Below are 25,924 nucleotides of genomic sequence, written 5' to 3'. Positions count from 1 at the left end.
GGTACCGGGCGGGCCGCGGCCGCGTGATCAGGCCGGGTCGGGGACGTCCGCTCTGGGCGGGAAGTCCCGGCAGCGGGCGCCGGCGCGGGTGCGGCCGGGGGTCACCGGGCGGCGGGGGTGGCGGCGCAGATACTCGCCCTCCAGCTCGGCCATGCGGATGTTGTGCACCCTGAGCGCGTCGTTCGAACCGTGCAGCAGCGTGTCATGGCGGGTGCGGTGGATCGCCTCCAGTTCCTTCATCAACTGCTGGTCGTCCAGCCGCCCCGGTTCCACTCCGGTCATAGGGCACCCCGCTCGGGTCGTCGTGTCGGTACCTGCCGGCCGGGTACCCGCCCGGCACGGAACACCCGCTCGGGAGAGATGAATCATGGACCTCGGCTTCCTCCACCCGCTGTACGAACGCCCCGGCCCGTGGGCCTCCGTGTACGCCGACACCTCGCAGCACGACGCGGCCGCCCCGCACGAGCGGGCCCGGGCCGCCCGGGACGTACTGCGCCGGCTCGCCGACCAGGGCGCGGACCAGGCGACCTGCGAGGCGCTGCGGTCCGCCCTGGAGGAGCTGCGGCACTCCCCGGAACCCTTCGGCCGCGCCCTCTTCGCGGCCGGGGGCCGGGTGGTGCTCGACCCACCGCTCGCCGCACCGCCCCGCGGCACCCGGGCCGGCTGGGCCGCCCTGCCGCACACCACCCCCCTGCTGGAACTGGCCGGCGAGGACCCGCTGTGCCTGGTGGCCTACGTCGACCCGCAGGGCGCCGTACTCGAACTCCGCGGCAGCAGCGGCCGGGAGGACCCGGCGGCCGTCACCACGTGGCCGGAGCACCACCTCCGGCTGCGGGCGGAGGACGGCCCGGAGCGGCACGCGGTGGAGACGGCGGGTGCGCTGGCCGCCCGGCACGAGGAGACCCGCGCCGATCTGGTGGTGCTGGCCGGCCCGGACCGGGAGCGGCGCGCCGTCTACGAGCGACTGCCGCAGCAGCTCAGGGAGTTGACGGTGGAGGCCGAGCAGACCATGGGCGACCGGCTGCTCCCGGACGAGCTGGCGCAACTGCGGGAGGAGCAGGTGCGGCGGCACGCGGCGGACGACCTGGAGCTGTTCCTCTCCGCCAGGTCCCCGGGTCCGGGCGGTCGGCGGCGCGCGGTGGAGGGCGTACCGGCGCTGCTGGCGGCGGCTCGGGCGCATCGGATCGCGGAGCTGCTGGTACGGCCTTCGGGGCCGGACGGGCACCGGGAGGTGTGGGTGGGCGACGAGCCGGACCAGGTGACGCTGCCCGGTCCGGTCGGGCGGCCGAGCAGTCCGGTGCCGCGGGCGGCGCGGGCCGATGACGCGCTGCTGCGGTGTGCGGCGATGAGCGGTGCGCCGGCCCTGTCGGTGACCTCGGTCGGTCCGGACGACGCACCGGCGGGCGGCTTGGGCGCGGTCCTCCGCTGGTCCTGACGCGGGTCCAACTTGCTTGGCTGCGGCGGCAGTTGGTGGAGGTCAGCGGGCGCGGGTCACCCGGCGTTCGTCCCAGACCGGCTCGGGGGTCTCCCGGACGCGGCCGTCGCTGCCGAAGACCAGGAAGCGGTCGAAGGCGCGGGCGAACCAGCGGTCGTGGGTGACGGCGAGCACCGTGCCCTCGAAGGTCTCCAGTCCCTGCTGGAGGGCCTCGGCCGATTCCAGGTCCAGGTTGTCGGTGGGCTCGTCCAGCAACAGGGCGGTGGCGCCCGCGAGTTCGAGCAGCAGGATCTGGAAGCGGGCCTGCTGGCCGCCGGAGAGCCGGTCGAAGGACTGCTCGGCCTGCCCGGTCAGCTCGTAGCGCCGCAGCCGGGACATGGCGGCGCCGCGGTCCTGGGCGTGCTCGTGCCACAGGATGCCGGTCAGGGGGCGGCCGGCCAGCTCGGGGTGGGCGTGGGTCTGCGCGAAGTGCCCGGGCACCACGCGCGCGCCGAGCTTCCAAGCGCCGGTGTGGGCGACCTCTCCCCCGGCGAGCAGCCGCAGGAAGTGGGACTTGCCGGAGCCGTTGGAACCGAGCACCGCGACCCGCTCGCCGTAGAAGACCTCCAGGTCGAACGGGCGCATCAGGCCGGTGAGTTCGAGGCCGGTGCAGGTGACGGAGCGCAGGCCGGTGCGGCCGCCGCGCAGCCGCATCCGGATGTCCTGCTCGCGCGGCGGCTCGGGCGGCGGGCCGGCCTCCTCGAAGCGGCGCAGCCTGGTCTGGGCGGCGCGGTAGCGGGAGGCGAGCTCGGCGCTGTTCTCCGCGGCCTGACGCAGATTCAGGACCAGCTTCTTGAGCTGGGCGTGCTTCTCGTCCCAGCGGCGGCGCAGCTCCTCGAAGCGGGCGAAGCGCTCCCGGCGGGCCTCGTGGTAGGTGGCGAAGGAGCCGCCGTGCACCCAGGCGTCGGCCCCGGCGGGGCCGGGCTCCACGCTCACGATCCGGTCCGCGGCGCGGGCCAGCAACTCCCGGTCGTGCGAGACGAAGAGCACCGTCTTACGGGTCTCCCGCAGCCGCTCCTCCAGCCCGCGCTTGCCGGGTACGTCCAGGTAGTTGTCCGGCTCGTCCAGCAGCAGCACCTCGTCCGGGCCGCGGAGCAGGGCCTCCAGTACCAGGCGCTTCTGCTCGCCGCCGCTGAGGGTGTGCACCTGGCGCCACTGCGCCTTCTCGTAGGGCACACCGAGGGCGGCGGTGGTGCAGATGTCCCACAGGGTCTCGGCTTCATAGCCCTGGGCCTCCGCCCAGTCGGCCAGGGCCTGCGCGTACTGCATCTGGGCGGCCTCGTCGTCGACGGTGAGCACGGCGTGCTCCGCCTTGTCGACGGCGCGGGCGGCGTCCTGGATCCGCGGCGGGGCGACGGACACCAGCAGGTCCCGTACGGTGCTCTCGTCCCGGACGGAGCCGATGAACTGGCGCATCACGCCGAGGCCGCCGCTGGTGGTGACGGTGCCGCCGTGCGCCGTGAGCTCACCGGAGAGGATGCGGAGCAGGGTGGTCTTGCCCGCGCCGTTGGGTCCGACCAGGGCGACGGCGGTGCCCTCGCCGACCCGGAACGACACATCCCCGAGCAGGGTCCTGCCGTCGGGCAGGTGGTATTCGAGGTGCGCCGCTTCCAGATGTCCCATGGGGCGGCATTCTCCCGGACGCCTCACACCCCCTCCAACCCGTTTTCCGGCGACCGCATCACGAGACGCACATCTCACGATACGAGTCATGGGCGTACGCTGCCGCACAGTGACCGGGGTGCCGGACCGGGCGCCCCGCCACCCGCCGCACCCGCCGCGCAGAGGGGAACCGGAATGCCCGAGGAGACCGCCGTCTACACCCACGGCCACCATGAGTCGGTACTGCGCTCGCACACCTGGCGCACCGCCGCCAACTCGGCCGCCTACCTCACCGGACACCTCGAACCACACATGCGGATCCTGGACATCGGCTGCGGTCCCGGCACCATCACCGCCGACCTGGCCGCGCTCGTCCCGGACGGCGAGGTCACCGCCGTGGACCGGGCACCCGGCGTCCTGGCCCAGGCCCGCGCCACCGCCGACGCCCGCGGCCTCACCAACGTCGCCTTCGCCGAGGCCGACGTACACGCCCTGGACTTCCCCGACGGCACCTTCGACGTGGTGCACGCCCACCAGGTGCTGCAACATGTGGGCGACCCGGTGCAGGCGCTCCGCGAGATGCGCCGGGTGTGCCGGCCGGGCGGCCTGATCGCGGCCCGGGACGCCGACTACGCGGCGATGACCTGGTACCCGGCCGTCCGAGGACTGGACGCCTGGCTGGACCTCTACCGCCGGGTGGCCCGTGCCAACGGCGGCGAGCCGGACGCCGGGCGCCGGCTCAGGGCCTGGGCGCGGCAGGCCGGGCTCACCGAGGTCAACTCGACCGCGAGCGCCTGGTGTTACGCCACCGAGGAGGAGCGCACCTGGTGGAGCGGCCTCTGGGCGGACCGCACGGTCTCCTCCGGTTACGCGCAGAGCGCGGTGCGCGGCGGGCACGCGGACATGGACGAGCTGTCCCGTATCGCGGACGCCTGGCGGGAGTGGGGCGCCCGGGACGACGCCTGGTTCGGCGTGCTGCACGGCGAGATCCTCTGCCGGGTCTGAGTCGGGCGGCGAGGGGTGAGCGGCCCGGGGCGGTGGGCCGTCAGCCGAAGTCGCCGATGTCGGTGCCCCCGGCCGGCTCCGGCCACATCCCGGTGAAGGAGTACGCGGCCCAGGGCCCGGTCAGCGTGGTGCGCAGCCCCGGCACCGCGTCCTTCACCGCCTCCACCTCCGCCACGAACTCCCCGGCCCTGGCCCGCCGCACCAGATAGGCCGCGTCCAGTACCGGCATCCCCGCCGGTCCCACCAGGTCCGGCGGGGCGGTGCGCGGGGAGCCGGGGCCGCGCGGCGGGCTGTGCCGGGCCTCGTCGGCGAGCAGGGCCAGCCGCTCGTGCAGCCGCCGCCCCAGCTCCTCGGCCTCCTCCCGGGTACCGTCCCGCTCCGCGCGCTCCACATACAGCTCCACGCCCCACTCGACCCGGCCGTCGAGCCGTTGCAACATACGGCGGAAGTGCAGGGCGCGGTACTCCAGCAGGGCGCGTACCGCGCTGTCGTCCCGCAGTACGGTCAGCGGTCTCAGGGGCAGGGGACTGGTCAGGGTGGTGAGGGCGGCTACCACGCGCTGGTGGGCGCGGACCGTGCCGGCCAGCCACCGCGGGTCCTCGCGGTGTTCGGCGAGCGCCGGGCCGGAGAACTCCGCGGCGGGCACCGGGCCGACCGCAGCGGCCAGCCCGCCGTGCGGCAGCACCCGCACCGGACCGCCGCCCACCCCGGTCAGCTCGGCCTGGAGCGGGGCGGACAGCGGCCGGGAGACGGCGTACACATAGCGCAGTTCGGTCATGGTGGGTCCACTCCCCCGCCGGTCCCGGACTCAGTCACGCCGGGCGTCTCAGACCACCACCGCGTGTTCCACCAGCAGCCGGGCCGCCGCCGCGATCGAGGCCGCGTCGATCCCGGCCTCCCGCAACTGCTCCTCGGGGGTGCCGGAGCCGGGCATCTCGCGCACCGCCAGCCGGGCCAGCCGCGGCATCGGGCGCCCGTCTGCGAAGGGCTCGGCGACCGCGTCCCCGAGGCCGCCCTCCGCCCGGTGGTCCTCCACGGTGAGCAGGCAGCCGGTCTGCTCGGCGGCCTCCCGCAGGGTGGGCCGGTCCACCGGTTTCACCGAGTACAGGTCGATGACGCGGGCCGCGATGCCCTCCGCGGCCAGCGCCTCGGCCGCGGCCAGCGCCTCGAAGACGGTGATGCCCGCGGCGACCAGGGTGAGCCGGTCCCCGTCGCCCGCGCGCAGCACCTTGCTGCCGCCGACGGGGAAGGTCTCGTCCGGCCCGTAGATCACCGGGGTCGCGCCGCGGGTGGTGCGGAGGTAGCAGATGCCGGGGCGGTCGGCCGACTCCGCGACCAGACGCGCGGTCTGGTTGGCGTCGCACGGGTACAGCACCGTCGCCCCGTGCACCGCGCGGAAGAGGGCCAGGTCCTCAAGCCCCATCTGGGACGGCCCGTCCTGCCCGATGGAGGCACCGGCGTGGGACCCGGCCAGATTGATGTCGCTGCCGCTGACCGCCGCCATCCGTACGAAGTCATGGGCGCGGGTGAGGAAGGCGGCGAAGGTCGCGGCGTACGGGACCCAGCCGCGGGCCGCGAACCCCACGGCGTCCGCGACGAGTTGCTGCTCCGCGATGTAGCACTCGAAGTAGCGCTCCGGGTGCTCCTTGGCGAAGAACTCGGCGCGGGTGGAGTCGCCCACCTCCCCGTCGAGGACGACGACATCCCCGCGGGCGCGCCCGAGTGCGGTGAGCGCCTCCCCGTAGGCGTCGCGGGTGGCGACCCGGTCCACCGCGGCCCCGTCGGCCCGCTCGTAGCGCGGCAGTTCCAGGCGTCCGGCGCGGGCCACGTGCAGGGAGCGCACCGGGGGCGGGGGCCGGACGGAGACATGGACGGCGTGCGAGCCGCCGAGTTCCTCGATGGCGGCTGCCGCGTCCGGCAGCGGCTTTCCGTGCATCCCCTCGCGGTTCTCCACCGAGGCGACGCCCTTGCCCTTGAGGGTGCGGGCCACGATCACCGCGGGCTGCCCGCGTACCGCCAGCGCCTCCCGGTAGGCCCGGTCGACGGCCGTCACATCGTGCCCGTCGGTCTCCACCGCCCGCCAGCCGAAGGCTTCGAAGCGGGTGGCGTAGGCGTCCAGGTCGTGGCCGTGCCGGGTGGGGCCGCGCTGGCCGAGGCGGTTGACGTCGAGGATCGCCACCAGGTTGTCCAGATGCTCGTAGCCCGCCTGCTCCGCGGCCTCCCAGATGGAGCCCTCGGAGAGTTCGCTGTCGCCGCACAGCGCCCACACCCGGTAGTCGGTGTGGTCGAGGCGCTTGCCGGCCAGCGCCTCCCCCACCGCCACCGGCAGCCCCTGCCCCAGGGAACCGGTGGCCACCTCCACCCACGGCAGGCGCGGGGTGGGGTGTCCCTCCAGCCGGCTGCCGTGCCGCCGGAACGTCAGCAGCTCGGTGTCGCTGATCGCCCCGGCCGCCTTGAACGCCGCGTACAGCAGGGGTGAGGCGTGGCCCTTGGAGAGGATGAAGCGGTCGTTGCCGGGGTGTTCGGGGCGGTCGAAGTCGTAGCGGAGGTGGCGGGCGAGGAGTACGGCCATCAGGTCGGCGGCGGACATGGAGGAGGTGGGGTGGCCGGAGCCCGCCGCGTCGGCGGCGCGCACACTGTCCACGCGGAGCTGGCGGGCGAGGGCCGTGAGGTCCCGGGTACCTAGATCGTGGGTGGCGTCGAGCGTCGTCATGTCGGGGTCCTCCGCGCGTCGGGACACCCGGGCGCGCCGCACTGCGTCGCCGCACCCGGCGGACGCTGACCGCGTATCCCCCCGGCGCCCCCTGAAACGTCACCGCCGGTGCCCGCGGCCCCCGCATTCCGGGCATACCGAGGAACCGATTTCGCGGCCGTCGCACGCCAACTAGGCTCCCCCGCATGGAGATCCTCGGCACGACATTGCGTATCTGCGTACCGGACCTGGAGGTCGCGGTGCTCTTCTACGAGCGGCTGACCGGCAGCAGAGCGATGCGGTCCGAACACGCCGGGGTGTCGGTGGCCGCCGTCGGCTGCTTCCTGCTGATGAGCGGCCCCGAGGAGGAGCTGGAGGTGCTCCGCCGGGTGACCGCCACCATCGCCGTACGGGATGTGGACCAGGCCCGCGAGGTGCTCGGCGGCTCCGGGGCCCGTATCGTCGCGGGCCCCATCGCCACCCCCGCCGGCCGCAATCTGATCGCCATGCACCCCGACGGCGCGGTCTTCGAGTACGTGGACCGGCGCACCGGGGGGTGAACGAAACGGCCTACTCCCCCGGCCGCATCCTGAAGTCGTAGGCGGCGGGCAGGGGTTCGGCGGTGAGTTGCCGCCACACCTCGCCCACCGTCTCATCGCCCTCCCGCAGATCGGCCGGTTCGAAACCGGCGTCGTAGACAGCGCGGGCGGCGGCCAGGTCGCCCTCCGCGAGCAGCAGTTGGGCCTCGATCAGCCGGAACGAGCCGCGCGCACGGTCCGCCTCCGGCAACCCCCGCCACACCGCCCGCGCCTCCTCGGTACGGCCCGCGGCCAGCAGTACCGCCAGCGCCTCCCGGCCGAGGGCCGCCGCGGCGGACGCCCACCGGGCCGGGCCGTCCGCGCCGTCCGCCTCGATCCGGTCGCGGTGCCCGGCCAGATCGGCGCAGGCGTCCCGGTACCGGTCGGCGCCCCGCTCCGGGTGGCCGCCCTCCAGATCGGCGACGGCCAGCAGCCGCAGCAGCGGCCACCGCTCCGCCGCCTCGGGCAGCGCACGCTCCCAACTCCGCACCGCCTGCGCCCGATCGCCCGCGTGCCACTGCGCGACGCCCAGGTGGTACTCGGTCGCCGCGGTGGCCGGCGCCGTCTCCAGCAGATCCCGCCAGTGCGGGGTGACCGGGGTCGGTCCCGGCGGCCCGGGGCGCTGTGCCGCGGGCAGCGAACCGGTGTCCAGCAGCACCCGCCACGGTTCCTCCTCCGGCCCCAGCCCGTCCGCCTCGAAGGGCGTGCCGGGGAGCTCGTGCCGGCCGCGCAGCACCTCCAGCGCACCCCGCCCGGAACCGGCCGCCAGCCGCTCCACCGGTTCCGCGTCGGCGCACGGCAGCCACTCCCGGTAGGCGGCGTCCACCGCCTCCCGCGGCAGTGCGGCGGCCAGCCCGTCCTCGGCGGCGGCGCAGGCCGCGTCCCAGTCCTCGCCGTGCACCAAGGCCGGGTCGGCGGTGAGCGGACCGTAGGACTCCAGCCAGCTCACCTCCGACTCCGCCTCCAGCCGCACATGCTCCAACTGGGTACGGGCCAGGCCGGCTTGGATCTCGGAGTAGCCACCGGTGCCGGGTTCGGTGAGCCACTGCTGCCAGCGGCGCCCGCCGGGACCGCTGCCCCAGACGAACAGCTTCCGCCCGCGCAGTACGTCGGTGGAGGTCTGCACCAGCCCGGTGCCCTGCTCGTCCAGGGCGGCGATCCAGCGGCGCCGCCCGTCCGGTACCTCGTAGAAGTAGTCGGCGGCGTGGGTGCTGCGCAGCGGGTAAGTGCGGTCGACGCCCTCGTGGTGCGGGACCGGGACGCGGCTCAGATTGCGCGCGTAGCCGAAGTGCCAGGCCTCGGTGGCGGGGGCGAGGACGCGCTGCTCCTCGGGGACCGCGATGTTGGACCACCAGTAGGTGGGCGCGGGCAGTTCGTGCGGGTTGCGGATGCGTACCCCGACATGCAGGAAGTCGGAACCGGGCGGCAGCCACAGGTCCACCTGGAACGGCAGGTCCCGCAGCGGCTCCCACTCCCACAGCCGCAGCATCGGTCCGCCGTCCGGCGCGGTCACCCGGGCCGCGTGCAGCGGCGCCACGGAGAGCGCGGTGTGGCCGGTCGCCCCGATGTTCCACTCGACGCCGCCGGAGAACCAGGCGCCGTTGAGCGCGAAGTTCGCGGGCTGCAACACCGGGTTGCGGTAGAGGAGTTCACGTCCGGTGGGCTTGTGCAGCAGCGAGTGGACACGGCCGCCGAGGGCGGGCAGCACGGTGGCCCGCAGCCGGTCGTTCTCCAGCACCAGGGTGTCGAAGGTGACGGGGGCGCGGTCCCGCCCGTAGCCGTCGTGGATCCGCGCGGGCAGCACACTGCGCAGTGGTGCGTACGCCATCTGCCGTGCCATGTCCGGCGGGAGCGCGGCCCGGGCCCGCTCGTCTGTCTCATGCACCTCGTCCAGCGGCCGCATCGGCGGCAGCGGATTCGGTGCCCCCGGCAAGGCGGCGGGCAAGCTCAGTACATCCCGCCGCAACACAGTCCCCGCGCTCACCAAAACGCCCTCCCCATAAGCCAGTCGACCGGTCCCCACCATCGAACAACGTGAACGCACCGCTGAACAGAGGGACTTGGGGAGTGATCAGCCGGAGATCCCGGGCTGGGGTGGTGGTACTCGGTCCTCACCGGCCGGCTGCACCACGTACGGCGCCACCCAGGCGTGGTGCAGCCCCGTGATCTGTTCGAGGTGGCGCTGACGGATCCGGCCGTCGCCGTGGCGTGAGCACAGGCAGTGCAGGATCGACCGCCGGACACCGGTCAGCGAGCGCGCCGCCTCGGCGCCGGGCTCGCCGTGGCAGATGCGACACGGGACGGCGAGGGTCTCACCGCCCACCTCGACCGGGATCGGTTCCGATCCGGCGGCGCACTCGCTTCCGCCGGGCCGTCGGTCAGCCCTCGGCCCAGCCGTGGTGCTTGCCGAGCTGCACCAGATGCTGGCGGAGCTGGTTGATCTGCTCGCCGGTCATCCAGGGCGCCCTGCTCAGCAGCAGTTCGGTCACCTCGTGCGAGTACTCCGCGACGCTCAGCACATCGCAGGTCGGCTCCTCGCCGTCCTCGTATCTGACGTGGGACGGCTGGACGGGCGGCTGCACCGCGAACGGGGTCGCCATCTGGGCCTGCGCCTTCTCGGAGAGCCGGACCGAGGAGGCCTTCGGCCCGCGGTCCCCCTCCTCCAGCTCGAACTCGACCAGCGCGCCGGAGTGCACCGCGGACTCCGGGATCAGCAGATCGTTGGCGTGCAGGAAGACATCCTCCCCGCCCTGCTCAGGAGCGATGAACCCATAGCCCCGTACGACATCGAACCGGACAACCTTGCCTGCGACCATCTCAACCCCACCAAGAACTGCTCCGGGGCCCACAGCCCCCTTACACCTGCGTCAGAGTCTAGCCTCCGCTTCCCCCACCGCGTCCGGCGGGGACCGCGGTCTCTCTCCGGACCGGGGCCGCCGTACGGGCCCAGCGTTCGTGGTCGCGCCAGGCGCCGTCGACATGGAGGAAGTCGGGTGAGTAGCCCTCCAGGCGGAAACCGGTGCGGCGGGCGAGGGCGATGGAGGCGGTGTTGCGGGGCTGGACGTTGATCTCCAGGCGGTGCAGGCCGAGGGGTCCGAAGGCCTGGGCGACGACAAGGGCGAGGCCCTCGCTCATCAGGCCGCGGCCCGCAGCGTGGGCGAAGGCGCCGTAGCCGAGGGTGCCGTTGCGGAAGGCGCCGGCCACGATGTTGCTGATGGTGATGTAGCCGGCCAGGGAGCCGTCCGGTTCGCAGACGAGGAAGCCGCGCCGGGCCGGGTCCTCGATGACGCGGTCCGCGTACTCGGCCCAGGCTTCAGGGGTGGTGGGCGGGAAGAGCCAGGGGTGGTGGAGGGCTCGGCTCTCCCGGGCCCGCGCGGTGAACTCCTCCCCGTCCTCGCGGGCGAGGGGGCGGATCACCGCGCGGTCACCCGCGGCGCTCAACTCTTCGTGGTGGTGGCCGGTCGGCATCCGGCCACCGTAGAGCGAGATCCGGTCAGCGCACCACCGGCAGGCTGAGGACGCCCGAATCCCCCTTGTCCGAGGGCGAGTTGGTGACAGTGACCCGCTTCATGCCCTTGTTCCCGAAGTACGCCGTGTCGCTGGCGGCGACCACCAGGCGCAGCTTGTGGCCCGCCTCGTAGCGATGGACGATGCCGGGGAGTTTGACGGTGAAGGGGCGGGTGACGTCCGGGACGCGCACCGGGGCGACCAGCCGGTGCACCAGGGTCTTGCCGCCGTCCGGTGCCACGTCGTACAGCTTGGCGAAGAGGACCAGGCGGCCGGTGGCGTCGCTGTCGCCCTGGGTGCGTTCCGCGGCGGGCGAGTCCACCTTGAGCCGCAGTTGCGGCGAGCCGACCAGGTCCATGGGGGCGGAGAGCGGGGCGGTGCTCCAGTCGAGATAGGTGCCCGGGGTGTCGAACGGCTGGGGGTCGGGCAGCCCGAGGAGCCCCGCGATGGAACTTTCCGAATGGCTGGTCGCCACCGGCAGGTTGGTGTAACTGCGGCTGCCCTGGGTGACCTTGGACTTCCGGTCGACGAGGGTGCCGTCACCGGAGAGGTAGAAGCGGGTCGAGCGGGCGGGCACCGAGTCGGCGGTGCCGTAGGTGGACCGCGGGTCGCTGATCCAGTCCCGGTAGTACGCGAACCGGGGCCCGGTGTCGGCGGACTTGTTGTGCAGAAGGTAGCGGTCGAACCAGGAGAGGATGCGGCGCCCAGTGTAGCTCTCCTCCAAGTTGCCCTTGGCGAGGTCGAGTTCGCCGGGTGCCGGGTCGCTCATGCCGCCGCTGTGGCCCCAGGACTGCCAGATCATCGCGGTGGGCGTGGACTGGGCGCGCAGGGTGCGGTAGGTGGCCTCGGCCTCGTTGAGGTTGAAGAGGGTGTCGGCCTGGCCCTGGATGAGCAGCGTCGGCGCCTTGACGTGCTTGAGGTAGGTGACCGGGGAGACACCGCGGGCGTACTCCAGCATGGCCTTGGTGCGGTCGGCGGGGTAGCGGCCGGAGTTGAGGGTGTGGACGGTGTCGCAGGCGCCGGTGGTGAAGTGCAGGCAGGTCAGGGAGTTGATCCGGGACGGGTCAAGGCTGGGCTCCAGCAGCGGCTGACCCTCGCCGATGAGGAAGAAGCCGTTGGCCCACTGCCATTTGAAGGCGCCGGGCACCTCGGGGGCGGCGACGTTGTTCGGGTCGAGGGAGTAGGCCAGGTCGTTCCAGGTGATCAGCGGGACGAGGGCGTCGACGCGGTGGTCGACGGCCGCGGTCGCCATCTGCACGGCACCGCCGTAGGAGCCGCCGATCATGCCTACCCGGGGGTCGCCGGCCCGGTCCTGGGTGACGTAGTCGACACGGGTGCCGTCGTCGGCGGTGCGGGTGCCGGCGAGGAAGTCGATCAGGGCGGAGGCGGCGCGGCCGTCGATCTGCGGGTCGTCCAGCGAGATCAGGCAGCCCGACTTGCCGAAGCCGAGCCCGGAGTAGACGAGACTGACGAAGCCGCGGGAGGCGACGGCGGCGCCGATCGCGGCCGTCGAGTCGGACTTGCTGCCGCCGAAGCCGTTGGTGGCCAGCACCGCGGGCCGCGCGTGGTCCTTGTCGGCGCCGGCCGGACGGTACAGGTCGGCGTCCACCGTGCAGGTGCGGCCACCGGCCTGGACGGTGAAGGCGAGCGGGGTCACCGTGTACTTCCCGCCGGCCGGGTCCCCGTCGGCGGCCTGCGCGGCGGGGACGGCCAGTGCGAGCGGGGCGGAGAGCAGCGTGCCCAGCGCGAGGGCGAGCGCCTTCGCGCCCCGCACACGCGCGGGGCCTCGTGCGGAGCGCTGGCCGGACGACCGAATGTGATCGGCTGGGCCGGGTGGGGTGGGCGCAATGGGCGCTGGGTGCGGGGCACTTGGCGCGTTCCGCGCACTCGGCCCGCTGTTCTTGCTCGCTCTGGGTACGGCTCGGGACACAGGACCTCCACGCTGGGAACATGGGGCGGCGAAGTGGGCCGTACGACTTACCGACCGGTCAGTAATGCGCCTCGCACATGGTGTGACAGACATCACCTTGCGGTCAACGCCCTTGCCAGACCTTCCTGTTGACCGGCACACCCGCTCATACCTACCCGCACCACCAGGCCCGCCAACCCCCACCGCGATCCACCTCGTGCGACGGAGCATTCCGCGAACTCCCGTCCCCCGGAGGGGAGTTGCTCGGCCCGGACCGAGGACAGAGCAAGAGGAGAGGAGGCGGGAGCGGTGGTGCGGGAGGCGCTTCAGCGGTCGGAGGCCCAGGAGGCGTCCGAGGGCCAGGACCCCGTGCCGACGACGTGGGCCACGATCCTCAGCGCCTCGCCGACCGGCACCGTGTCCCGGTCCGGGTACTCGTCCTGCTGGCCGTTGGCGAGGACGAACCCCTCGCTCACGCCCTCGGCTTCCCGGTCCACGGCGTGCTCGCCGGGATCGCCCTCTCCTTCGAGCAGCATCACCACGGCCCGCTCGGTGTTGCTGACGAAGGCCAGGGCGCGCCCCGAGGAACTGGTCAGCCAGGTCTCCAGCCCCCCCCCCGGCGAGACGCTCCCGGAGCACCGCCGGCACCGCCTCCGGTGGCACGGGGGCGGTGCCGCTGCCGTCGATCGCCCAGGTCTCGGCCATGGCGTCAGCTCAGCGGCGCTTCCGCCAGGGTGAGGGTGGGCACGGGGGTGGACGGGTCCAGGTGGGCGGCCGCGCCGAGGGGGACGGTGCGGGCGTCGGGGCAGTGGCCGAAGCCGAAGTCCGCCACCACCGGTATCCCCAGCGGGCCGAGCCGGTCGGTGAACAGCTCATGCACCTCCGCCGCGGACGCGCACCGCTCCCACGACCCGAGGACCACTCCGCTCACCCCTGACAGCAGCCCCGTACGCAGGAGTTGGGTGAGGTAGCGGTCCAGCCGGTAGGTGTCCTCCTCGACGTCCTCCAGGAAGAGCAGGCCCCCGTCGGCGGCGGTCCTGGCCTGCGGGGTGCCGGCCTCGGCGGCGAGCAGGCTGAGGCAGCCGCCGAAGGTGACCCCGGTGACCGGGCCGCCCGGTATCAGGGTGCGGCCGGCGGTGTGGGTGCGTACCGACTCCGGTGCGAAGAGGGTCGCGCGCAGATGCTCCTGGGCGCGGCTGCTCTTCACGAAGTCCACGCCGCCGGCCATCGGGCCGTGCAGGGTGAGGAATCCGGCCCGCAGGGCGAACGCCTCATGCAGCGCGGTGATGTCGCTGAAGCCGACGAAGGGCTTGGGGCCCGCGGCGCGCAACGCCGGCCAGTCCAGCAGCTCCACCATGCGCTGGGTGCCGTAGCCGCCGCGGGCGCAGACCACCGCGGCCACCTCCGGATCGCACCAGGCCCGCTGGAGGTCCGCCGCCCGGTCCTCGTCCGCCCCGGCGAGGTACTCGAACCGGGGATGCCGGTCGAGGACATGGGGCGCCACGACCGGCTCCAGCTCCCAGCCGCGCAGTACGTCGAGACCGGCCTTGAGGCGGTCCTCCGGCACCGGACCGCTGGGCGCCACGACCGCGACCCGCGCCCCGGGGGTCAGCCGGGGCGGCCTGGCCAGCGAGGCGAGCGGTTTCACTTGTCCAGCTCCAGCACCGGGACGCCGGGCGGGGTGAAGCCGAACACCTGGGCGTACAGGGAGAGTTCGGCTTCGAGGGCGCGGATCATGGTGTCGGCCCGGCGGAAGCCGTGGCCCTCTCCCTCGAAGGTGAGATAGGCGTGCGGCACACCCCGCCCCTGCATCCGGGCGAGGAACCGCTCGCACTGGGTGGGCGGGCAGATCACATCGTCCAGGCCCTGGAGCAGCAGGAAGGGCGCGGTGATCCGCTCGGCGTGTCCGACCGGCGAACGCTCCACATACCGCTCGGGCACCTCGGCGAGAGGACCGACCAGGGACTCCAGGTACTGCGATTCAAAGTCATGGGTCTCGCCGGTGCCCCAGCCCGTGAGGTCGAGGATGGGGTAGATGACGGTGCCGCAGGCGAAGACGTCGTTGGCGGCGAGGGAGGCGGCGCTGGTCCAACCCCCGGCGCTGCCACCGCGGATGGCGAGCCGCGCCGGATCCGCCACCCCCTCCTCGGCGAGCGCCAGGGCGACCGCGGCGCAGTCCTCCACGTCGACCACGCCCCACTGCTCCCGCAGCCGGTTGCGGTAGGAGCGGCCGTAGCCGGTGGAGCCGCCGTAGTTGACCTCGGCGACGCCTATGCCGCGGGTGGTGAAGTAGGCGATCTCCAGATCGAGGACCAGGGGGGAGCGGCTGGTGGGCCCGCCGTGCGCCCACACCACATAGGGCGGACGCTCGCCTTCCGGTCCCTGCTGGCCGGGCTGGTGTGGCGGGTGGACATGGGCGTGGATCTCCCTGCCGCCGGGGCCGGTGAAGGTGCGCGCCGTGGACCTCGGCAGAACCGCCGGGTCCAGTACGTCCTGGTGCGGGCAGCCGATGACCCGGGCGCGGCCGGTGCGGGTGTCCAACTCGACGACCTCGTACGACCGGTGGGCGTCGGCGGCGACTCCGACGACCCGGTCGCCGCGTACCGCGAGGGCGGCGGACCACTCGGTCCAGGGGCCGGTCGCGTCGGCGATCTCGCCGGTCTCCGGGTCGAGCAGGCCGAGGCGCTGGGCGCCGACCCCGTGCAGTACGGCGATCGGTCCGCCGGCCAGCGGGGCGAACCAGCGCAGCCCCGTCTTCCACAGCGGCCCCGCGCACTCCTCGGCCCGCGCGCTGAGCGCCACCGCCGGGCCGGTACCGGGGGCGGAGCCGGTGGTGTCGCTGATCTCGGCCCGGTAGAGGTTCCACCAGCCGGTGCGGTCGCTGGCGTAGAGGAGGCGGCCGCGGGCGTCCCACTCCACCTGGGCCACCGACTCCTCGGCGCCGCCCGCGACGGCCGCCGGCTCCCCGAAGGTGCCGTCCGGGGCGACCGCGGCGAGCATCACCTCGGTGCCGTCCCACGGCATCCGCGGATGGTCCCAGGCGAGCCAGGCGGCATGTGCGCCGTCCGGCGAGAGCCGGGGGCCGGTGATGAACCGGTGGCGTTCCGCGGCCAGTTCGCGTACCGCGGCGCGGTCCTCGGCGGCGCAGCCGTCCAGCGGAACGGCGGCCGGCACCCGCCGTACATCCGTGGGGGCCTCACCGGTGAACTCCTCCAGTACGCACCAGACTTCGCCCCGGTCGGCGTGGATCTCCGGCTCCGCCCAGCGCAGCCCGCCGCCCACCGCGGAGAGCGGGGTGAGGGGGCGAGGCGGGGTGTCGGGTGTGTCCGGCCGGTAGGCGTAGAGCCGCTGGTCGGCGAAGTGGACGAAGACCACCAGGGGTTGGCCGTCCTCGGTGGTGCCGGCCCAGGGCAGCCCGCCGTACTCGATGACGCGGGTGCGGACGTTCCACGGGGCGGGCAGGACCGGTTCCTCGGTGCCGTCGGTGCGGCGGCGAACCAGGGCGCGGCGGCCGGCCTCCGCGGGGCGGGGCTCGGTCCACCAGACCTCCTCCCCGACGAAGCCCACGTACTCGGGGTGCCCGTCGTGTGCCGCGGCGAGGGCGGCGTCCACGGGGGACGGCCACGATCCGTAGGGCAGGGTCTGCGTCATGTCCCCCAGGTCCTCTCAACTGTGTGTGCGGTGGCGCGGGTCGGGGCGGTCGGCGGGCGGCCCCGGAGGTGGCGGTCGGGCGGTGGCGGTCAGGCGTTCCGCAGGAATCTGTCCAGGACGTGCACGCCGAAGTGCAGCGCCTCCACCGGGACCCGCTCGTCGACGCCGTGGAAGAGGGCCTGGTAGTCGAAACCCTCCGGCAGCTTCAGCGGGGCGAAGCCGTAGCCGGTGATGCCCAGCCGGGAGAACTGCTTGGCGTCCGTGCCGCCCGACATGCAGTACGGCACCACATGGCCCTCGGGCGCGAAGGCCTCCACCGCGGCCCGCATCCCGGCGAACGACGGCGAATCGACCGGGGATTCGAGGGCGACCTCGTGGTGGTGGTACTCCCACGCGACGTCCGGGCCGGTCAGCTCGTCCATGGTGGTCCGGAACTCGTCCTCGCCGCCCGGCAGGAACCGCCCGTCGACATGGGCGACCGCCTCCCCCGGGATGACGTTGATCTTGTAACCGGCGTCCAGCATCGTCGGGTTGGAGCTGTTGCGGACGGTGGGGGCGACCAGGGCGGCGGCCGGGCCGATCCGCTCCATCAGCTCGTCCACGTCGAAACCGGGCGCCGAGGGGTCGGCGTCGATGCCGTAGAGCGCGGCCAGCTCGGTGAGCGCGGCGCTCACCGTGGGCGTGAGCCGCACCGGCCAGCGGTGCTCGCCGATCCGGGTGACGGCGGCGGCGAGGCGGCTGACCGCGTTGGCGCGGTTGACCTTGGAGCCGTGGCCCGCCGTGCCGCGGGCGGTGAGCTTCAGCCAGCCGGTGCCGCGCTCACCGGCCGCGATGGGGTAGATCTGCCGGCCCTGGCCGTCGTGGAAGGTGAACGCCCCGGATTCGCTGATGCCTTCGGTGCAGCCCTCGAAGAGCGGCGCGTGCCGGTCGGCGAGGAATCCGGAGCCGTCCTCGGCGCTGGCCTCCTCGTCGGCGGTGAAGGCGACCACGATGTCCCGGCGGGGGCGGAACCCTGACCGGGCCCAGGCCCGCACCACGGCGAGGATCATCGCGTCGGTGTTCTTCATGTCGACGGCGCCGCGGCCCCACACCACGCCGTCCCGGATCTCACCGGAGAAGGGGTCCACGGCCCAGTCCTCGGCCTGGGCGGGGACCACGTCCAGATGGCCGTGGACGAGCATCGCGTCGGCCGAGGGGTCGGTGCCCTCGATCCTGGCCACCACATTGGTACGGCCGGGGCTGCGCTCCAGCAGGGTGGGGTCGAGACCCGCCCCGGCGAGCTGCTCGGCGGCGTACTCGGCGGCGGGGCGCTCGACGCAGTCGCCGCCGCCGCGGTTGGTGGTGTCGAAGCGGATCAGATCGGAGGTGAAGCGGACCACCTCGTCCAGCGCCTGCGCGTCCACCCCGTCCGGGCGGGCGGCGGTGGTGGTCGCGCCGGCTCCGGTGCCGCCGGTGCCCTGCGGGTACTCAGCCATACTGCTCCTCCATGGCGTTCGATACGACGGTGGTGACCGCCTTGAAGGTGCGGATGCCCTCGTACATGGTGTCACTGGTATAGGCCGCGCGGCGCTCGCCGGTGCGGGTGACGCCGGGGACGACGGTGGCGGCCATCGACAGGTGCTCGGCGTCGAACTCCATCTCCACGGTGAACGGCCCGCCCTGGACCGGTTCATGACGCACCGCCAGCTTCGCGGCCTCGGCGGCGGCGGCCCGGATGTCGGCGGCGGTGCGGCCGGGGGTGCGGCACACGGCGGCGTAGCGCGAGACGTGGTCCTTGACGGCCACCTTCAGTGCGCTCGGCGCGTATCCGAGGGCGTCCTCGCAGGCGAAGTCGTCGCCGGTGACGAGGACGACGGGGACGCCGTACTCGGCGACCACATGCGCGTTGAGCAGGCCCTCACTGGCGCGTACGCCGTTGAGCCAGACACCGGTGAGGGAGTTGGCCAGATAGGTGTGGGCGAGGACGCCCTCCATGCCGGCGCCCGCGTGGTATCCGACGAAGGCGATGCCGTCGACGTCGCCGTGCTGGACGCCCTCCACCATGGAGAGGGACTTGTGCCGCCCGGTGAGCATCTGGACCCGCTCGTCCAACTGCTCCAGCAGCAGATTCCGCATCGTCCAGTGGGCCTCGTTGACGACCACTTCGTCGGCGCCGCCGTCCAGGAAGCCGAGCACCGCCGCGTTGACGTCCGAGGTGAACATCGCGCGGCAGCGCTCCCACTGGGGAGTGCCCGGCAGTACGTCGGCCGGCCAGGTCACGCCGGTGGCGCCCTCCATGTCGGCGCTGATGAGGATCTTCATGTCCCGCACGGTACGCGGTCATGAACTCCCGCGGCCAGGCCTGTGGATAACTCCCACCGGACCAGACCAATGACGGCCCGCGAGCAGGGTGCGGACGCCCGCCGAGGGGCATCCGCACCTGCCAAGTGGTCAGTCCTCGTGGCCGAGTTGGAGCTCGCGTTCGGTACGGCCGCCGCCCGCCACCTGGAGCACGGTGGCCACCGGCGGATACCCGGCGGCGATCACCGTGTACTCGCCGGAGGCCAGGTCCACGAAGCGGAAGGTGCCGTCGGGCCCGGTGGTGAGGGTGTCGACGACATTGCCCGCGGCGTCCAGCAGCGTCACCCGGGCGTCCTCCACGGGGCGCCCGCCGCCCGCCCGTACCGTGCCGCGGAGCAGGGCGCCGCCGGCCAGTTCGATGTCCTGCCGGGTCTCCCGGGCGGCCTGCACGGTCACCGGCAGGGCGGCGGGCCGGTAGGCGGGGGCGCTGGCGGCCAAGGTGTACTCGCCCGCGACGAGTTCGGTGATGAGGTAGTCCCCCTCCCGCCCGCTGCGGGTGCTCGCGACGACCTCGCCGTGCACATTGGTGAGGGTGACCGCCGCGTCCCGTACGGGGGTGCCGTCGGCGGTGAGGACGCTCCCGGCGAGGCGGCCCGCGCCGCCCAGCACCACGTCCAGCTCGACCGGGCGCTCACCGACGCTGACCGAGACGGCCTGCGGCTGGTGGCCCCCGGCGGCGGCGATCAGCACATAGGCGCCGGAGCCGGGCGTGGCCAGCGCGTACCGCCCGTCGGGTCCGCTGGCGCCGCGGCCGATCTGCTGCCCGCCGACGTCGATCAGCGTGAGCGCGGCGTGCGGTACGGCGGTGCCGTCGGAGTGCTGCACCAGGCCGCAGAGCGGCACCCCGGCGGTGGACTGGGCGCCGCGCGCGTACTCGGTGGCGGGCCGGCCGCCGTTCTCGGTGGCGGACGCGGGGTGGGGCACAGTGCTGGACAACAGGGGGGTCTCCTTCAGGAAGAGCGCGATGAGCAGGCCGAGGACGAGCACCGGCACCAGGTAGAGGAAGATCCGCGGCATGGCGTCCGCGTAGGCCCGGATGTAGCCGTCGCGGAGGGCGGGCGGCAGGGAGTGCACCAGTTGGGGAGTGATGGACTCGGGGTCGGGCAGGTGGGCGCCGGGCGGCAGGCTGCCGCGGAGGGCGTCGGCGAGCCGATCGGAGAAGAGCGTGCCGAAGACGGCGGCGCCGACGCTGCCGCCGATCTGCCGGAAGTAGTTGTTGGCGCTGGTGGCGGCGCCGAGGTCGGCGGCGCGTACCGCGTTCTGCACGGCCAGTACCAGGACCGGCATGACCAGGCCGATACCGGCGCCGAGGATCGCCATCCAGATGCTGTAGACGAGCTGGGAGGTGCCGACTTCGAGGCGGGACAGCAGGTACATGCCGAGGCTGGCGAGGGCGCCGCCGAGCACCGGGTAGATCCGGTAGCGCCCGCTGCGGCTGATGAGTTGGCCGGAAATGACGGACGCGCCGACCACCCCGCCCATCATCGGCAGCATCAGCAGCCCGGAGCCGGTGGCGCTGGCGCCGTCCACCATCTGCAGATAGGTGGGCAGATAGCTGGCGGCGCCGAAGAGCGCGACGCCGATGATCAGGCCGACCAGACCGGTGACGTTGAACACCGGGTCCCGGAAGAGGCGCAGCGGGATCAGCGGCTCGGCGGCGAACCGCTCGGCGACCGCGAACAGCACCGCGCTGACGACGGCGCCCGCCCCGAGCCCCAGGATGGTGCGCGAGCCCCACTCGTACTCCGTACCGCCCCAACTGGTGAGCAGCACCAGGCACGTTGAGGTGGCGGCGAGCAGCAGGGTGCCCAGGTAGTCGAAGCGGGCCCGCACCTGCGTCCTGGGCAGCTTCAGTACGACGGCGACCACGGCGAGGGTGATCAGACCGAAGGGCACATTGATGTAGAAGCACCAGCGCCAGGAGGCGTGGTCGGTGAAGAAGCCGCCAAGGAGCGGCCCGGCGACCGACGCCAAACCGAAGGAGGCACCGATCAGACCCATGTACCGGCCGCGCTGCCGGGGCGGCACGATGTCCGCGATGATCGCCTGCACGCCGATCATCAGGCCGCCCGCGCCGACGCCCTGGAGGGCGCGGAAGGCGATGAGCTGGTCCATGGTGCGGGACCAGCCGGCGAGGGCGGAGCCGAGCACGAACACCGCGATGGCGAACTGGAAGACGCCCTTGCGGCCCACCAGGTCGCCCAACTTGCCGTAGACCGGCAGCCCGACGGTGGAGGTGAGCAGATAGGCGGTGATCGCCCAGGGCATCTTGTCCAGGCCGTGCAGCTCGCCGACGATCTTCGGCAGTGCGGTGGCCACGATCATCTGGTCGAGCGCGGCGAGCAGCAGGGCCAGCATCAGTCCGACGAAGACCAGCCGGACCTGGCGGGGGCCGATCGGCAGGCCCGGCCCTTCGTCCGCACCGCGGGCGGGCGGGGCGCCGCCCGCCTCGGCGGCTGTGGCCGGGGGCGGCCCCCCGGCGGGCTCGTCGAGCGTGGGGCGCGGCGGCAGCGTGCGCTCCGCCTCTTCCCCGGCCAGCGTCGTCCCGCCCACGTCCTGCTCCCCTCGTCGCGCCTGCGCCGCACATTTCTCGCATTACGCGACAAGGGCGATCAAGCGCGAAAAAACCGCCTCGGGACGGCTCCCGGTGCGTTACCGCCGGTCGGAGACCTACGGCGGACGACGGACCGGTCCGGAAAACCACCCGTTCCGGTGAGCCGGAAGCCCAACTCCGGCGCCCGCAAAGGGAGACGGGCGCCGGAGTGCCAAGGCGGAGTGGGGCGCGGGAGGGCGCGCCGCCAGGGGCGGACGAGTCGCGCGAGCCTCCCGGCGGCGGGCTACTTCTCCATGTGGGCCGCGAGGCGGTTGAGGACCTCGCCGTAGATCCGGGAGAGGCCCTTGGGGGCGAAGGTCCGCTCGAAGAAGCCGCCGATGCCGCCGGCGCCGTTCCAGACCGTGGTGACGACCACCCGGCAGGCGTTCTCCCCGGCCGGGGTGACCCGCCAGGTGGTGACCATGGACGAGTTGCGGTCCCGCTCGACCAGCTCGCCCTCGGTCGGCTCGGTCACCTCCAGCAGGCAGTCCCGCACCCGCTTGCTGGTGGCCTGGAGCTTCCAGTGCACCAGGGTGCCCTTGCCGTCACCGCCCTCGCGTACCTCGTACTCGCTGAACGGGGCCGGGAGCAACTGCTCGCGGGTGCCCGAGTAGTCGGCGAGGGCGTCGAAGACGTCGTCCGCCTGTGCCGCGATGGTCCGTTCGGTGACGGCCTCGACCTGCGCCATGGCGCTTCCTCCAGCGTGGTTCCCAGCGTGCTTCCCGCACGGTCATGGCAAGCCAACCATCTGCCGCCACGCGCACCCAAATCAGGATGCGGCGATCAAGGGAACAGTTGTTCTATTCTGGCCGAAGTCAGACCATCAGGACCTGCGAGGAGGGGTCATGCGCTGGGAGCACCTCACCACCGGAGCCGACCGGCAGCCCGGCCCGGGGGCCACCGCCGCCCTGTTCGGCACGGACCGGGTGACCGTACGCACCGTGGACACCCCGGAGTTCAGCGGAATCACCTTCCACGAGGTGCGGGCCAGGTCGATCGTGAACCGGGTGCCGGGCGCCTCCCGGATGCCGTTCGAATGGACGGTGAACCCGTACCGGGGGTGCTCGCACGCCTGTGTCTACTGTTTCGCCCGCGGCACGCACCGCTATCTCGACCTGGACACCGGCCTCGGCTTCGACTCGCAGATCGTGGTGAAGGTCAACGCGCCCGAACTGCTCCGCCGCCGCCTCGCCTCCGCGAACTGGCAGGGCGAGCACATCGCGATGGGCACCAATGTGGACTGTTACCAGAGAGCAGAGGGGCGATATCGACTGATGCCCGGGATCATCGAGGCGCTGCTGGAGCGGGCCAATCCGTTCTCCATCCTCACCAAGGGCACGCTGATCCTGCGCGATCTGGACCTGCTGCGGAGGGCCGCGGAGGTCACCGAGGTGGGGATCTCCGTCTCGGTCGGCTTCGTCGATCCGGAGTTGTGGCGCACGGTGGAGCCCGGCACTCCGGCCCCCGCCCGACGGCTGGACGTGGTGCGGGCGCTGCGCGATCAGGGCATCGGGTGCGGGGTGCTGATGGCGCCGGTGGTCCCCTTCCTCTCCGACCGGCCGGAGCAACTGCGCGCCACGGTAAGGGCGATAGCCGAGGCGGGCGCCACCTCGGTCACCCCGCTGGTGCTGCATCTGCGGCCCGGCGCCCGCGAGTGGTTCACCGACTGGCTGGGCCGCTGCCATCCGCATCTGGTGCCGCGCTACCGGCGGCTCTACGCGGACGGGGCGTACGCGCCGCGCTGGTATCAGCGGCGGGTGACGCGGCAGGTGCACGAACTGGCCCGGGAGTTCGGCATCGGCCCCGGCGGCCGGGGCGCCGCACGCCGCCCCGGCGACTCCCCCTCCCCCGCTGAGCAACCGCCCGCCCCGCCGGTCCAGCCCACCCAACTCACCCTGCTCTGAACCCTCGTCACCCCCTCCCCAGAAACGGAGACCGATCGTCCGGTGAGGTTCCCGTTCCGCGTCGCACCCAGCATTCCGGGCCAATCGGGTCAACACACTGTAGGAATGCCAACTGAGGCTGTCTCCTGACGGGCTTTCGGGGACGATGCTCTGGGCCGTGGCCGACACGGCTCTGAGGGCTCCAACCGTCCGCTCTGGGAGGCCAGATGAAGAAACGCGCAGCCGCACTCTGCGGTGTCGCGGCAGCCGTCGCCGGGATGGTCACGGCACTGCCGCAGACCGCGACCGCCGCCGGCACCGCCACACCGGGCAGCACCAGCACCCGGCCCGCCGCGCTCAACTGGAAGAAGTGCGCCACCGAGGACTACCCGCGGCTGGAGTGCGCCTCGCTCAAGGTGCCGCTCGACCACAGCCGTCCGCACGGCCGGCAGATCACCCTGGCGCTCTCCCGTGTCCCGCACACCGCGGCCACGTCGCAGGGGCCGCTGCTGGTCAACCCGGGCGGCCCCGGCGGCAGCGGGCTCGGCCTGGCCGGTTTCGTCGCCTCCGCGCTGCCGAAGGCGATCGCCGCGCAGTACGACGTGATCGGCTTCGACCCGCGCGGCGTGGGCAAGTCGCGGCCCGCGCTGGACTGCGTGCCCGGCAACTTCGACCCGGTGCGCCCGCCGAGCGTTCCGCACAGTGCGGCCGTCGAGCGGGCCAACGTCAAGCGGGCGAAGGACTTCGCGGAGGCCTGCGGCCGCAAGTACCCGGATCTGCTGCCCCATATGGACACCCTGAGCGCGGTCCGCGACATGGACGCCATCCGCACCGCACTGCGCGCCCCGAAGGTGAACTACTTCGGCTACTCGTATGGCACCTACCTCGGCGCCGTCTACGCCAAGCTGTTCCCGAAGCGGGTGCACCGGATGGTGCTCGACTCGATCGTCGACCCGACGGGCGTCTGGTACGAGGACAACATCCAGCAGGACTACGCCTTCGACGCGCGCCAGCAGGCGTTCGCGGCCTGGGTCGCCAAGCACGACTCGACGTACCACCTGGGCACCGACCCGGCGCGGATCGAGGCGCGCTGGTACGCGATGCGGCGGGCGGTGACGCGGGAGCCGGCCGGCGGCAAGGTGGGCGGCGCCGAGCTGGAGGACACCTTCATCCCGGGCGGCTACAACAACGGCTACTGGCCGCAGTTGGCACAGGCCTTCGCCGCCTTCGTCAACGACAAGGACAGCAAGCCGCTGGTGAAGGCGTACGAGGATCTGGGTGCGCAGGGCGCCTCGGACGACAACGGCTACAGCGTCTACACGGCGGTGCAGTGCCGGGACGCCGCCTGGCCGCGGGACTTCGGGACCTGGCGGCGGGACACCTGGCGGGTCTACGACAAGGCGCCCATGATGGCCTGGAACAACGCCTGGTACAACGCACCGTGCGCGTTCTGGCCGAAGAAGGGCCTCACCCCGCCCGACGTCCGCAACAAGTCGCTGCCCCCGGTGCTGCTCTTCCAGGCCACCGACGACGCGGCCACCCCGTACGAGGGCGGCGTCACCGTGCACCGCAAGCTGCGGGGCTCCAGCCTGGTGGTGGAGCGGGGCGGCGGCAACCACGGCATCACGCTCAGCGGCAACGACTGCCTGGACGGCTATCTCGCGGCGTACCTCAAGTCGGGCCGGGTGCCGCGGGGCAGCGGGTCGGTCGACGCGGTCTGCCACAAGGTGCCGGACCCGGAGCCGACCCGCGCCAAGAGCCTCACCTCGGCCTCGGAACGCGGCAAGACGCTGCACGGGCTGCTGGGTCCGCGCGGCTGACATACCGCGGCAGCGGCCGGTGGAAGGGCCTGAACTCCCGCTTTCGGCAGGGGAGTTCAGGCCCTCTTCGGTCCCGCGGCAGCCCTCACGGCAACCGGGAGAGCGCCGCCTCGGCCGGGGCCGCGAGGTAGGGGCGGGCGGCGGCCTCGGTGAGCAGGGGGCGGGCGCGGGGGTCGGCCAGGGCGCCGAGTCCCTCCACACAGGCCACTGCCACCGCGCGGTGGGGGTCGCCCGGGGCGAGGCGGCGGCGCAGCACCGTCATCAGCGCGGGCGCCGACTCGGGTGCCCGGAGCGCGATCAGCAGCCGTACCGCGAACAGGGCGTAGGAGACCCGGAGTTCATTGGTGGCGAGCGCGGCGGCGGCGCGGGCGGTGCGCGGGTCGCCGAGGCGGGCCAGAGCCGCGGCGGCCGAGGCGCAGCGCGGTGGGTCGCGGTGGTTGAGCAGCAGGACCAGGGCTTCGAAGGCGCGGCGGTCACCGGCCGATCCGAGCCGGTAGGCGGCGAGTTCACGCGCCCAGAGCGGCCGGCCCGCGGCGGTGAGCACGGCGGCGAGCCGGTCGCGGTCACCGGTGGCGAGCAGTTCCTCGGCCTCGGCCCGATCGGCCTCCCCCGCCTCGCGCCGTATCCGCAGCGTGAGCGTCCGCAACTCCTCGTCCATGGCGCCGACTCTAGATCGCGGGCGCCGGGCGCGGTGCGGATCGGGGGAATCGGCCGCGGATCACCGGAATCGGCCGCGGAACGTGGGGAATCGGCTCGGTCCGGATACCTCGGGCACTGGCGCCGCTCATTACCTGGGGGTTAAGCTCATCCGAGCGGATCATCCGTCCGCGACCTCCGCAGCGGCCTGGTGACGCAGCCGCCGTGGACGCC

At 73.3% G+C, this 25,924-nt stretch carries 22 protein-coding genes; 5 read left to right on the top strand and 17 right to left on the bottom strand.

The annotated features are described in order from the left end of the window. Positions 1-27 precede the first annotated feature (27 nt). A complete protein-coding gene (locus tag ACFVST_RS16935; RefSeq protein WP_390151844.1) occupies positions 28-282 on the bottom strand; it encodes a DUF6158 family protein in 255 nt (84 codons plus the stop codon). 85 nt (positions 283-367) lie between these two features. Here ACFVST_RS16935 and ACFVST_RS16930 point away from each other — a divergent pair, with 85 nt between their 5' ends. Further along, on the top strand, positions 368-1,435 hold the full coding sequence (locus tag ACFVST_RS16930; RefSeq protein ID WP_390151842.1) for a hypothetical protein: 1,068 nt from the start codon (positions 368-370) through the stop codon (positions 1,433-1,435). A gap of 42 nt (positions 1,436-1,477) precedes the next feature. Here ACFVST_RS16930 and ACFVST_RS16925 read toward each other — a convergent pair whose 3' ends face one another. Beyond that, on the bottom strand, positions 1,478-3,097 hold the full coding sequence (locus ACFVST_RS16925; protein WP_390151839.1) for an ABC-F family ATP-binding cassette domain-containing protein: 1,620 nt from the start codon (positions 3,095-3,097) through the stop codon (positions 1,478-1,480). A gap of 174 nt (positions 3,098-3,271) precedes the next feature. On the opposite strand from ACFVST_RS16925, the gene ACFVST_RS16920 reads away from it, so the two are divergent. After that, entirely contained in the window at positions 3,272-4,081 is an 810-nt protein-coding gene (locus ACFVST_RS16920) for a methyltransferase domain-containing protein (protein WP_390151836.1), read from the top strand. A 40-nt stretch (positions 4,082-4,121) separates the two neighbouring features. Here ACFVST_RS16920 and ACFVST_RS16915 read toward each other — a convergent pair whose 3' ends face one another. Together ACFVST_RS16915 and ACFVST_RS16910 are read right to left on the bottom strand one after the other, a co-directional pair. After that, positions 4,122-4,859, bottom strand: a complete 738-nt coding sequence (locus ACFVST_RS16915; protein WP_390151834.1) for a GvpL/GvpF family gas vesicle protein — start codon at positions 4,857-4,859, stop codon at positions 4,122-4,124. Positions 4,860-4,907: 48 nt separating this feature from the next. Continuing rightward, positions 4,908-6,794, bottom strand: coding sequence for a transketolase (locus tag ACFVST_RS16910; protein ID WP_390151832.1), 1,887 nt, complete (start codon positions 6,792-6,794; stop codon positions 4,908-4,910). Positions 6,795-6,979: 185 nt separating this feature from the next. Between ACFVST_RS16910 and ACFVST_RS16905 the strand changes: the two genes are divergently transcribed. Further along, complete coding sequence (locus ACFVST_RS16905; protein ID WP_390151829.1) at positions 6,980-7,333, top strand: VOC family protein; 354 nt, start codon at positions 6,980-6,982, stop codon at positions 7,331-7,333. A gap of 10 nt (positions 7,334-7,343) precedes the next feature. On the opposite strand, the gene ACFVST_RS16900 is transcribed toward ACFVST_RS16905, so the two are convergent. The 12 genes from ACFVST_RS16900 to ACFVST_RS16845 form a co-directional block, all read right to left on the bottom strand. Further along, on the bottom strand, positions 7,344-9,335 hold the full coding sequence (locus tag ACFVST_RS16900; protein ID WP_390151827.1) for a DUF5107 domain-containing protein: 1,992 nt from the start codon (positions 9,333-9,335) through the stop codon (positions 7,344-7,346). An 87-nt stretch (positions 9,336-9,422) separates the two neighbouring features. Continuing rightward, positions 9,423-9,674, bottom strand: coding sequence for a hypothetical protein (locus ACFVST_RS16895; RefSeq protein WP_390151824.1), 252 nt, complete (start codon positions 9,672-9,674; stop codon positions 9,423-9,425). A gap of 55 nt (positions 9,675-9,729) precedes the next feature. Further along, on the bottom strand, positions 9,730-10,167 hold the full coding sequence (locus tag ACFVST_RS16890; protein ID WP_390151821.1) for a cold-shock protein: 438 nt from the start codon (positions 10,165-10,167) through the stop codon (positions 9,730-9,732). 58 nt (positions 10,168-10,225) lie between these two features. Continuing rightward, positions 10,226-10,819 carry a GNAT family N-acetyltransferase gene (locus tag ACFVST_RS16885; protein ID WP_390151819.1) on the bottom strand — a complete coding sequence of 198 codons (594 nt, stop codon included), beginning with the start codon at positions 10,817-10,819 and terminating at the stop codon, positions 10,226-10,228. Between the two features lie 25 nt (positions 10,820-10,844). Further along, positions 10,845-12,632 (bottom strand): CocE/NonD family hydrolase, encoded by a 1,788-nt coding sequence (locus ACFVST_RS16880; RefSeq protein WP_390151816.1) that lies wholly within the window; start codon positions 12,630-12,632, stop codon positions 10,845-10,847. Positions 12,633-13,093: 461 nt separating this feature from the next. Further along, a complete protein-coding gene (locus tag ACFVST_RS16875; protein ID WP_390151813.1) occupies positions 13,094-13,303 on the bottom strand; it encodes a hypothetical protein in 210 nt (69 codons plus the stop codon). 173 nt (positions 13,304-13,476) lie between these two features. Beyond that, positions 13,477-14,415, bottom strand: a complete 939-nt coding sequence (locus ACFVST_RS16870; protein ID WP_390151810.1) for an LD-carboxypeptidase — start codon at positions 14,413-14,415, stop codon at positions 13,477-13,479. Beyond that, positions 14,412-16,418, bottom strand: coding sequence for a S9 family peptidase (locus tag ACFVST_RS16865; RefSeq protein WP_390151807.1), 2,007 nt, complete (start codon positions 16,416-16,418; stop codon positions 14,412-14,414). Before ACFVST_RS16865 ends, ACFVST_RS16870 begins: the two co-directional genes overlap by 4 nt. A gap of 89 nt (positions 16,419-16,507) precedes the next feature. After that, a complete protein-coding gene (locus ACFVST_RS16860) occupies positions 16,508-17,893 on the bottom strand; it encodes a M20/M25/M40 family metallo-hydrolase (RefSeq protein WP_390151805.1) in 1,386 nt (461 codons plus the stop codon). Beyond that, on the bottom strand, positions 17,886-18,719 hold the full coding sequence (locus ACFVST_RS16855; RefSeq protein ID WP_390151802.1) for a M55 family metallopeptidase: 834 nt from the start codon (positions 18,717-18,719) through the stop codon (positions 17,886-17,888). Before ACFVST_RS16855 ends, ACFVST_RS16860 begins: the two co-directional genes overlap by 8 nt. A gap of 129 nt (positions 18,720-18,848) precedes the next feature. After that, on the bottom strand, positions 18,849-21,311 hold the full coding sequence (locus tag ACFVST_RS16850; RefSeq protein ID WP_390151799.1) for an MFS transporter: 2,463 nt from the start codon (positions 21,309-21,311) through the stop codon (positions 18,849-18,851). A 284-nt stretch (positions 21,312-21,595) separates the two neighbouring features. Further along, positions 21,596-22,039, bottom strand: a complete 444-nt coding sequence (locus ACFVST_RS16845) for an SRPBCC family protein (protein WP_390151796.1) — start codon at positions 22,037-22,039, stop codon at positions 21,596-21,598. 157 nt (positions 22,040-22,196) lie between these two features. Here ACFVST_RS16845 and ACFVST_RS16840 point away from each other — a divergent pair, with 157 nt between their 5' ends. Both ACFVST_RS16840 and ACFVST_RS16835 read left to right on the top strand, forming a co-directional pair. Next, the gene (locus tag ACFVST_RS16840; RefSeq protein WP_390151794.1) at positions 22,197-23,255 is read left to right on the top strand and encodes an Rv2578c family radical SAM protein; all 1,059 of its coding nucleotides are present in this window, start codon (positions 22,197-22,199) and stop codon (positions 23,253-23,255) included. Positions 23,256-23,461: 206 nt separating this feature from the next. Continuing rightward, entirely contained in the window at positions 23,462-25,054 is a 1,593-nt protein-coding gene (locus ACFVST_RS16835) for an alpha/beta hydrolase (protein WP_390151792.1), read from the top strand. Positions 25,055-25,139: 85 nt separating this feature from the next. On the opposite strand, the gene ACFVST_RS16830 is transcribed toward ACFVST_RS16835, so the two are convergent. Continuing rightward, on the bottom strand, positions 25,140-25,712 hold the full coding sequence (locus tag ACFVST_RS16830; protein ID WP_390151789.1) for an adenylosuccinate lyase: 573 nt from the start codon (positions 25,710-25,712) through the stop codon (positions 25,140-25,142). Positions 25,713-25,924 lie beyond the last annotated feature (212 nt).

The organism is Streptomyces sp. NPDC058045 (assembly GCF_042885635.1).
Taxonomy (GTDB): domain Bacteria; phylum Actinomycetota; class Actinomycetes; order Streptomycetales; family Streptomycetaceae; genus Streptomyces.
This window is presented reverse-complemented; position numbering and strand designations above follow the sequence as displayed.

Excerpts from the sequence above, each read along its gene's own strand:
- ACFVST_RS16910 (WP_390151832.1), bottom strand. The coding sequence starts at position 6,794 with ATGACGACGCTCGACGCCACCCACGATCTAGGTACCCGGGACCTCACG.
- ACFVST_RS16890 (WP_390151821.1), bottom strand. The coding sequence starts at position 10,167 with ATGGTCGCAGGCAAGGTTGTCCGGTTCGATGTCGTACGGGGCTATGGG.
- ACFVST_RS16930 (WP_390151842.1), top strand. The coding sequence starts at position 368 with ATGGACCTCGGCTTCCTCCACCCGCTGTACGAACGCCCCGGCCCGTGG.
- ACFVST_RS16935 (WP_390151844.1), bottom strand. The coding sequence starts at position 282 with ATGACCGGAGTGGAACCGGGGCGGCTGGACGACCAGCAGTTGATGAAG.
- ACFVST_RS16875 (WP_390151813.1), bottom strand. The coding sequence starts at position 13,303 with ATGCTGCTCGAAGGAGAGGGCGATCCCGGCGAGCACGCCGTGGACCGG.
- ACFVST_RS16905 (WP_390151829.1), top strand. The coding sequence starts at position 6,980 with ATGGAGATCCTCGGCACGACATTGCGTATCTGCGTACCGGACCTGGAG.
- ACFVST_RS16920 (WP_390151836.1), top strand. The coding sequence starts at position 3,272 with ATGCCCGAGGAGACCGCCGTCTACACCCACGGCCACCATGAGTCGGTA.
- ACFVST_RS16925 (WP_390151839.1), bottom strand. The coding sequence starts at position 3,097 with ATGGGACATCTGGAAGCGGCGCACCTCGAATACCACCTGCCCGACGGC.
- ACFVST_RS16830 (WP_390151789.1), bottom strand. The coding sequence starts at position 25,712 with ATGGACGAGGAGTTGCGGACGCTCACGCTGCGGATACGGCGCGAGGCG.
- ACFVST_RS16840 (WP_390151794.1), top strand. The coding sequence starts at position 22,197 with ATGCGCTGGGAGCACCTCACCACCGGAGCCGACCGGCAGCCCGGCCCG.
- ACFVST_RS16865 (WP_390151807.1), bottom strand. The coding sequence starts at position 16,418 with ATGACGCAGACCCTGCCCTACGGATCGTGGCCGTCCCCCGTGGACGCC.
- ACFVST_RS16885 (WP_390151819.1), bottom strand. The coding sequence starts at position 10,819 with ATGCCGACCGGCCACCACCACGAAGAGTTGAGCGCCGCGGGTGACCGC.
- ACFVST_RS16915 (WP_390151834.1), bottom strand. The coding sequence starts at position 4,859 with ATGACCGAACTGCGCTATGTGTACGCCGTCTCCCGGCCGCTGTCCGCC.
- ACFVST_RS16845 (WP_390151796.1), bottom strand. The coding sequence starts at position 22,039 with ATGGCGCAGGTCGAGGCCGTCACCGAACGGACCATCGCGGCACAGGCG.
- ACFVST_RS16835 (WP_390151792.1), top strand. The coding sequence starts at position 23,462 with ATGAAGAAACGCGCAGCCGCACTCTGCGGTGTCGCGGCAGCCGTCGCC.
- ACFVST_RS16860 (WP_390151805.1), bottom strand. The coding sequence starts at position 17,893 with ATGGCTGAGTACCCGCAGGGCACCGGCGGCACCGGAGCCGGCGCGACC.
- ACFVST_RS16855 (WP_390151802.1), bottom strand. The coding sequence starts at position 18,719 with ATGAAGATCCTCATCAGCGCCGACATGGAGGGCGCCACCGGCGTGACC.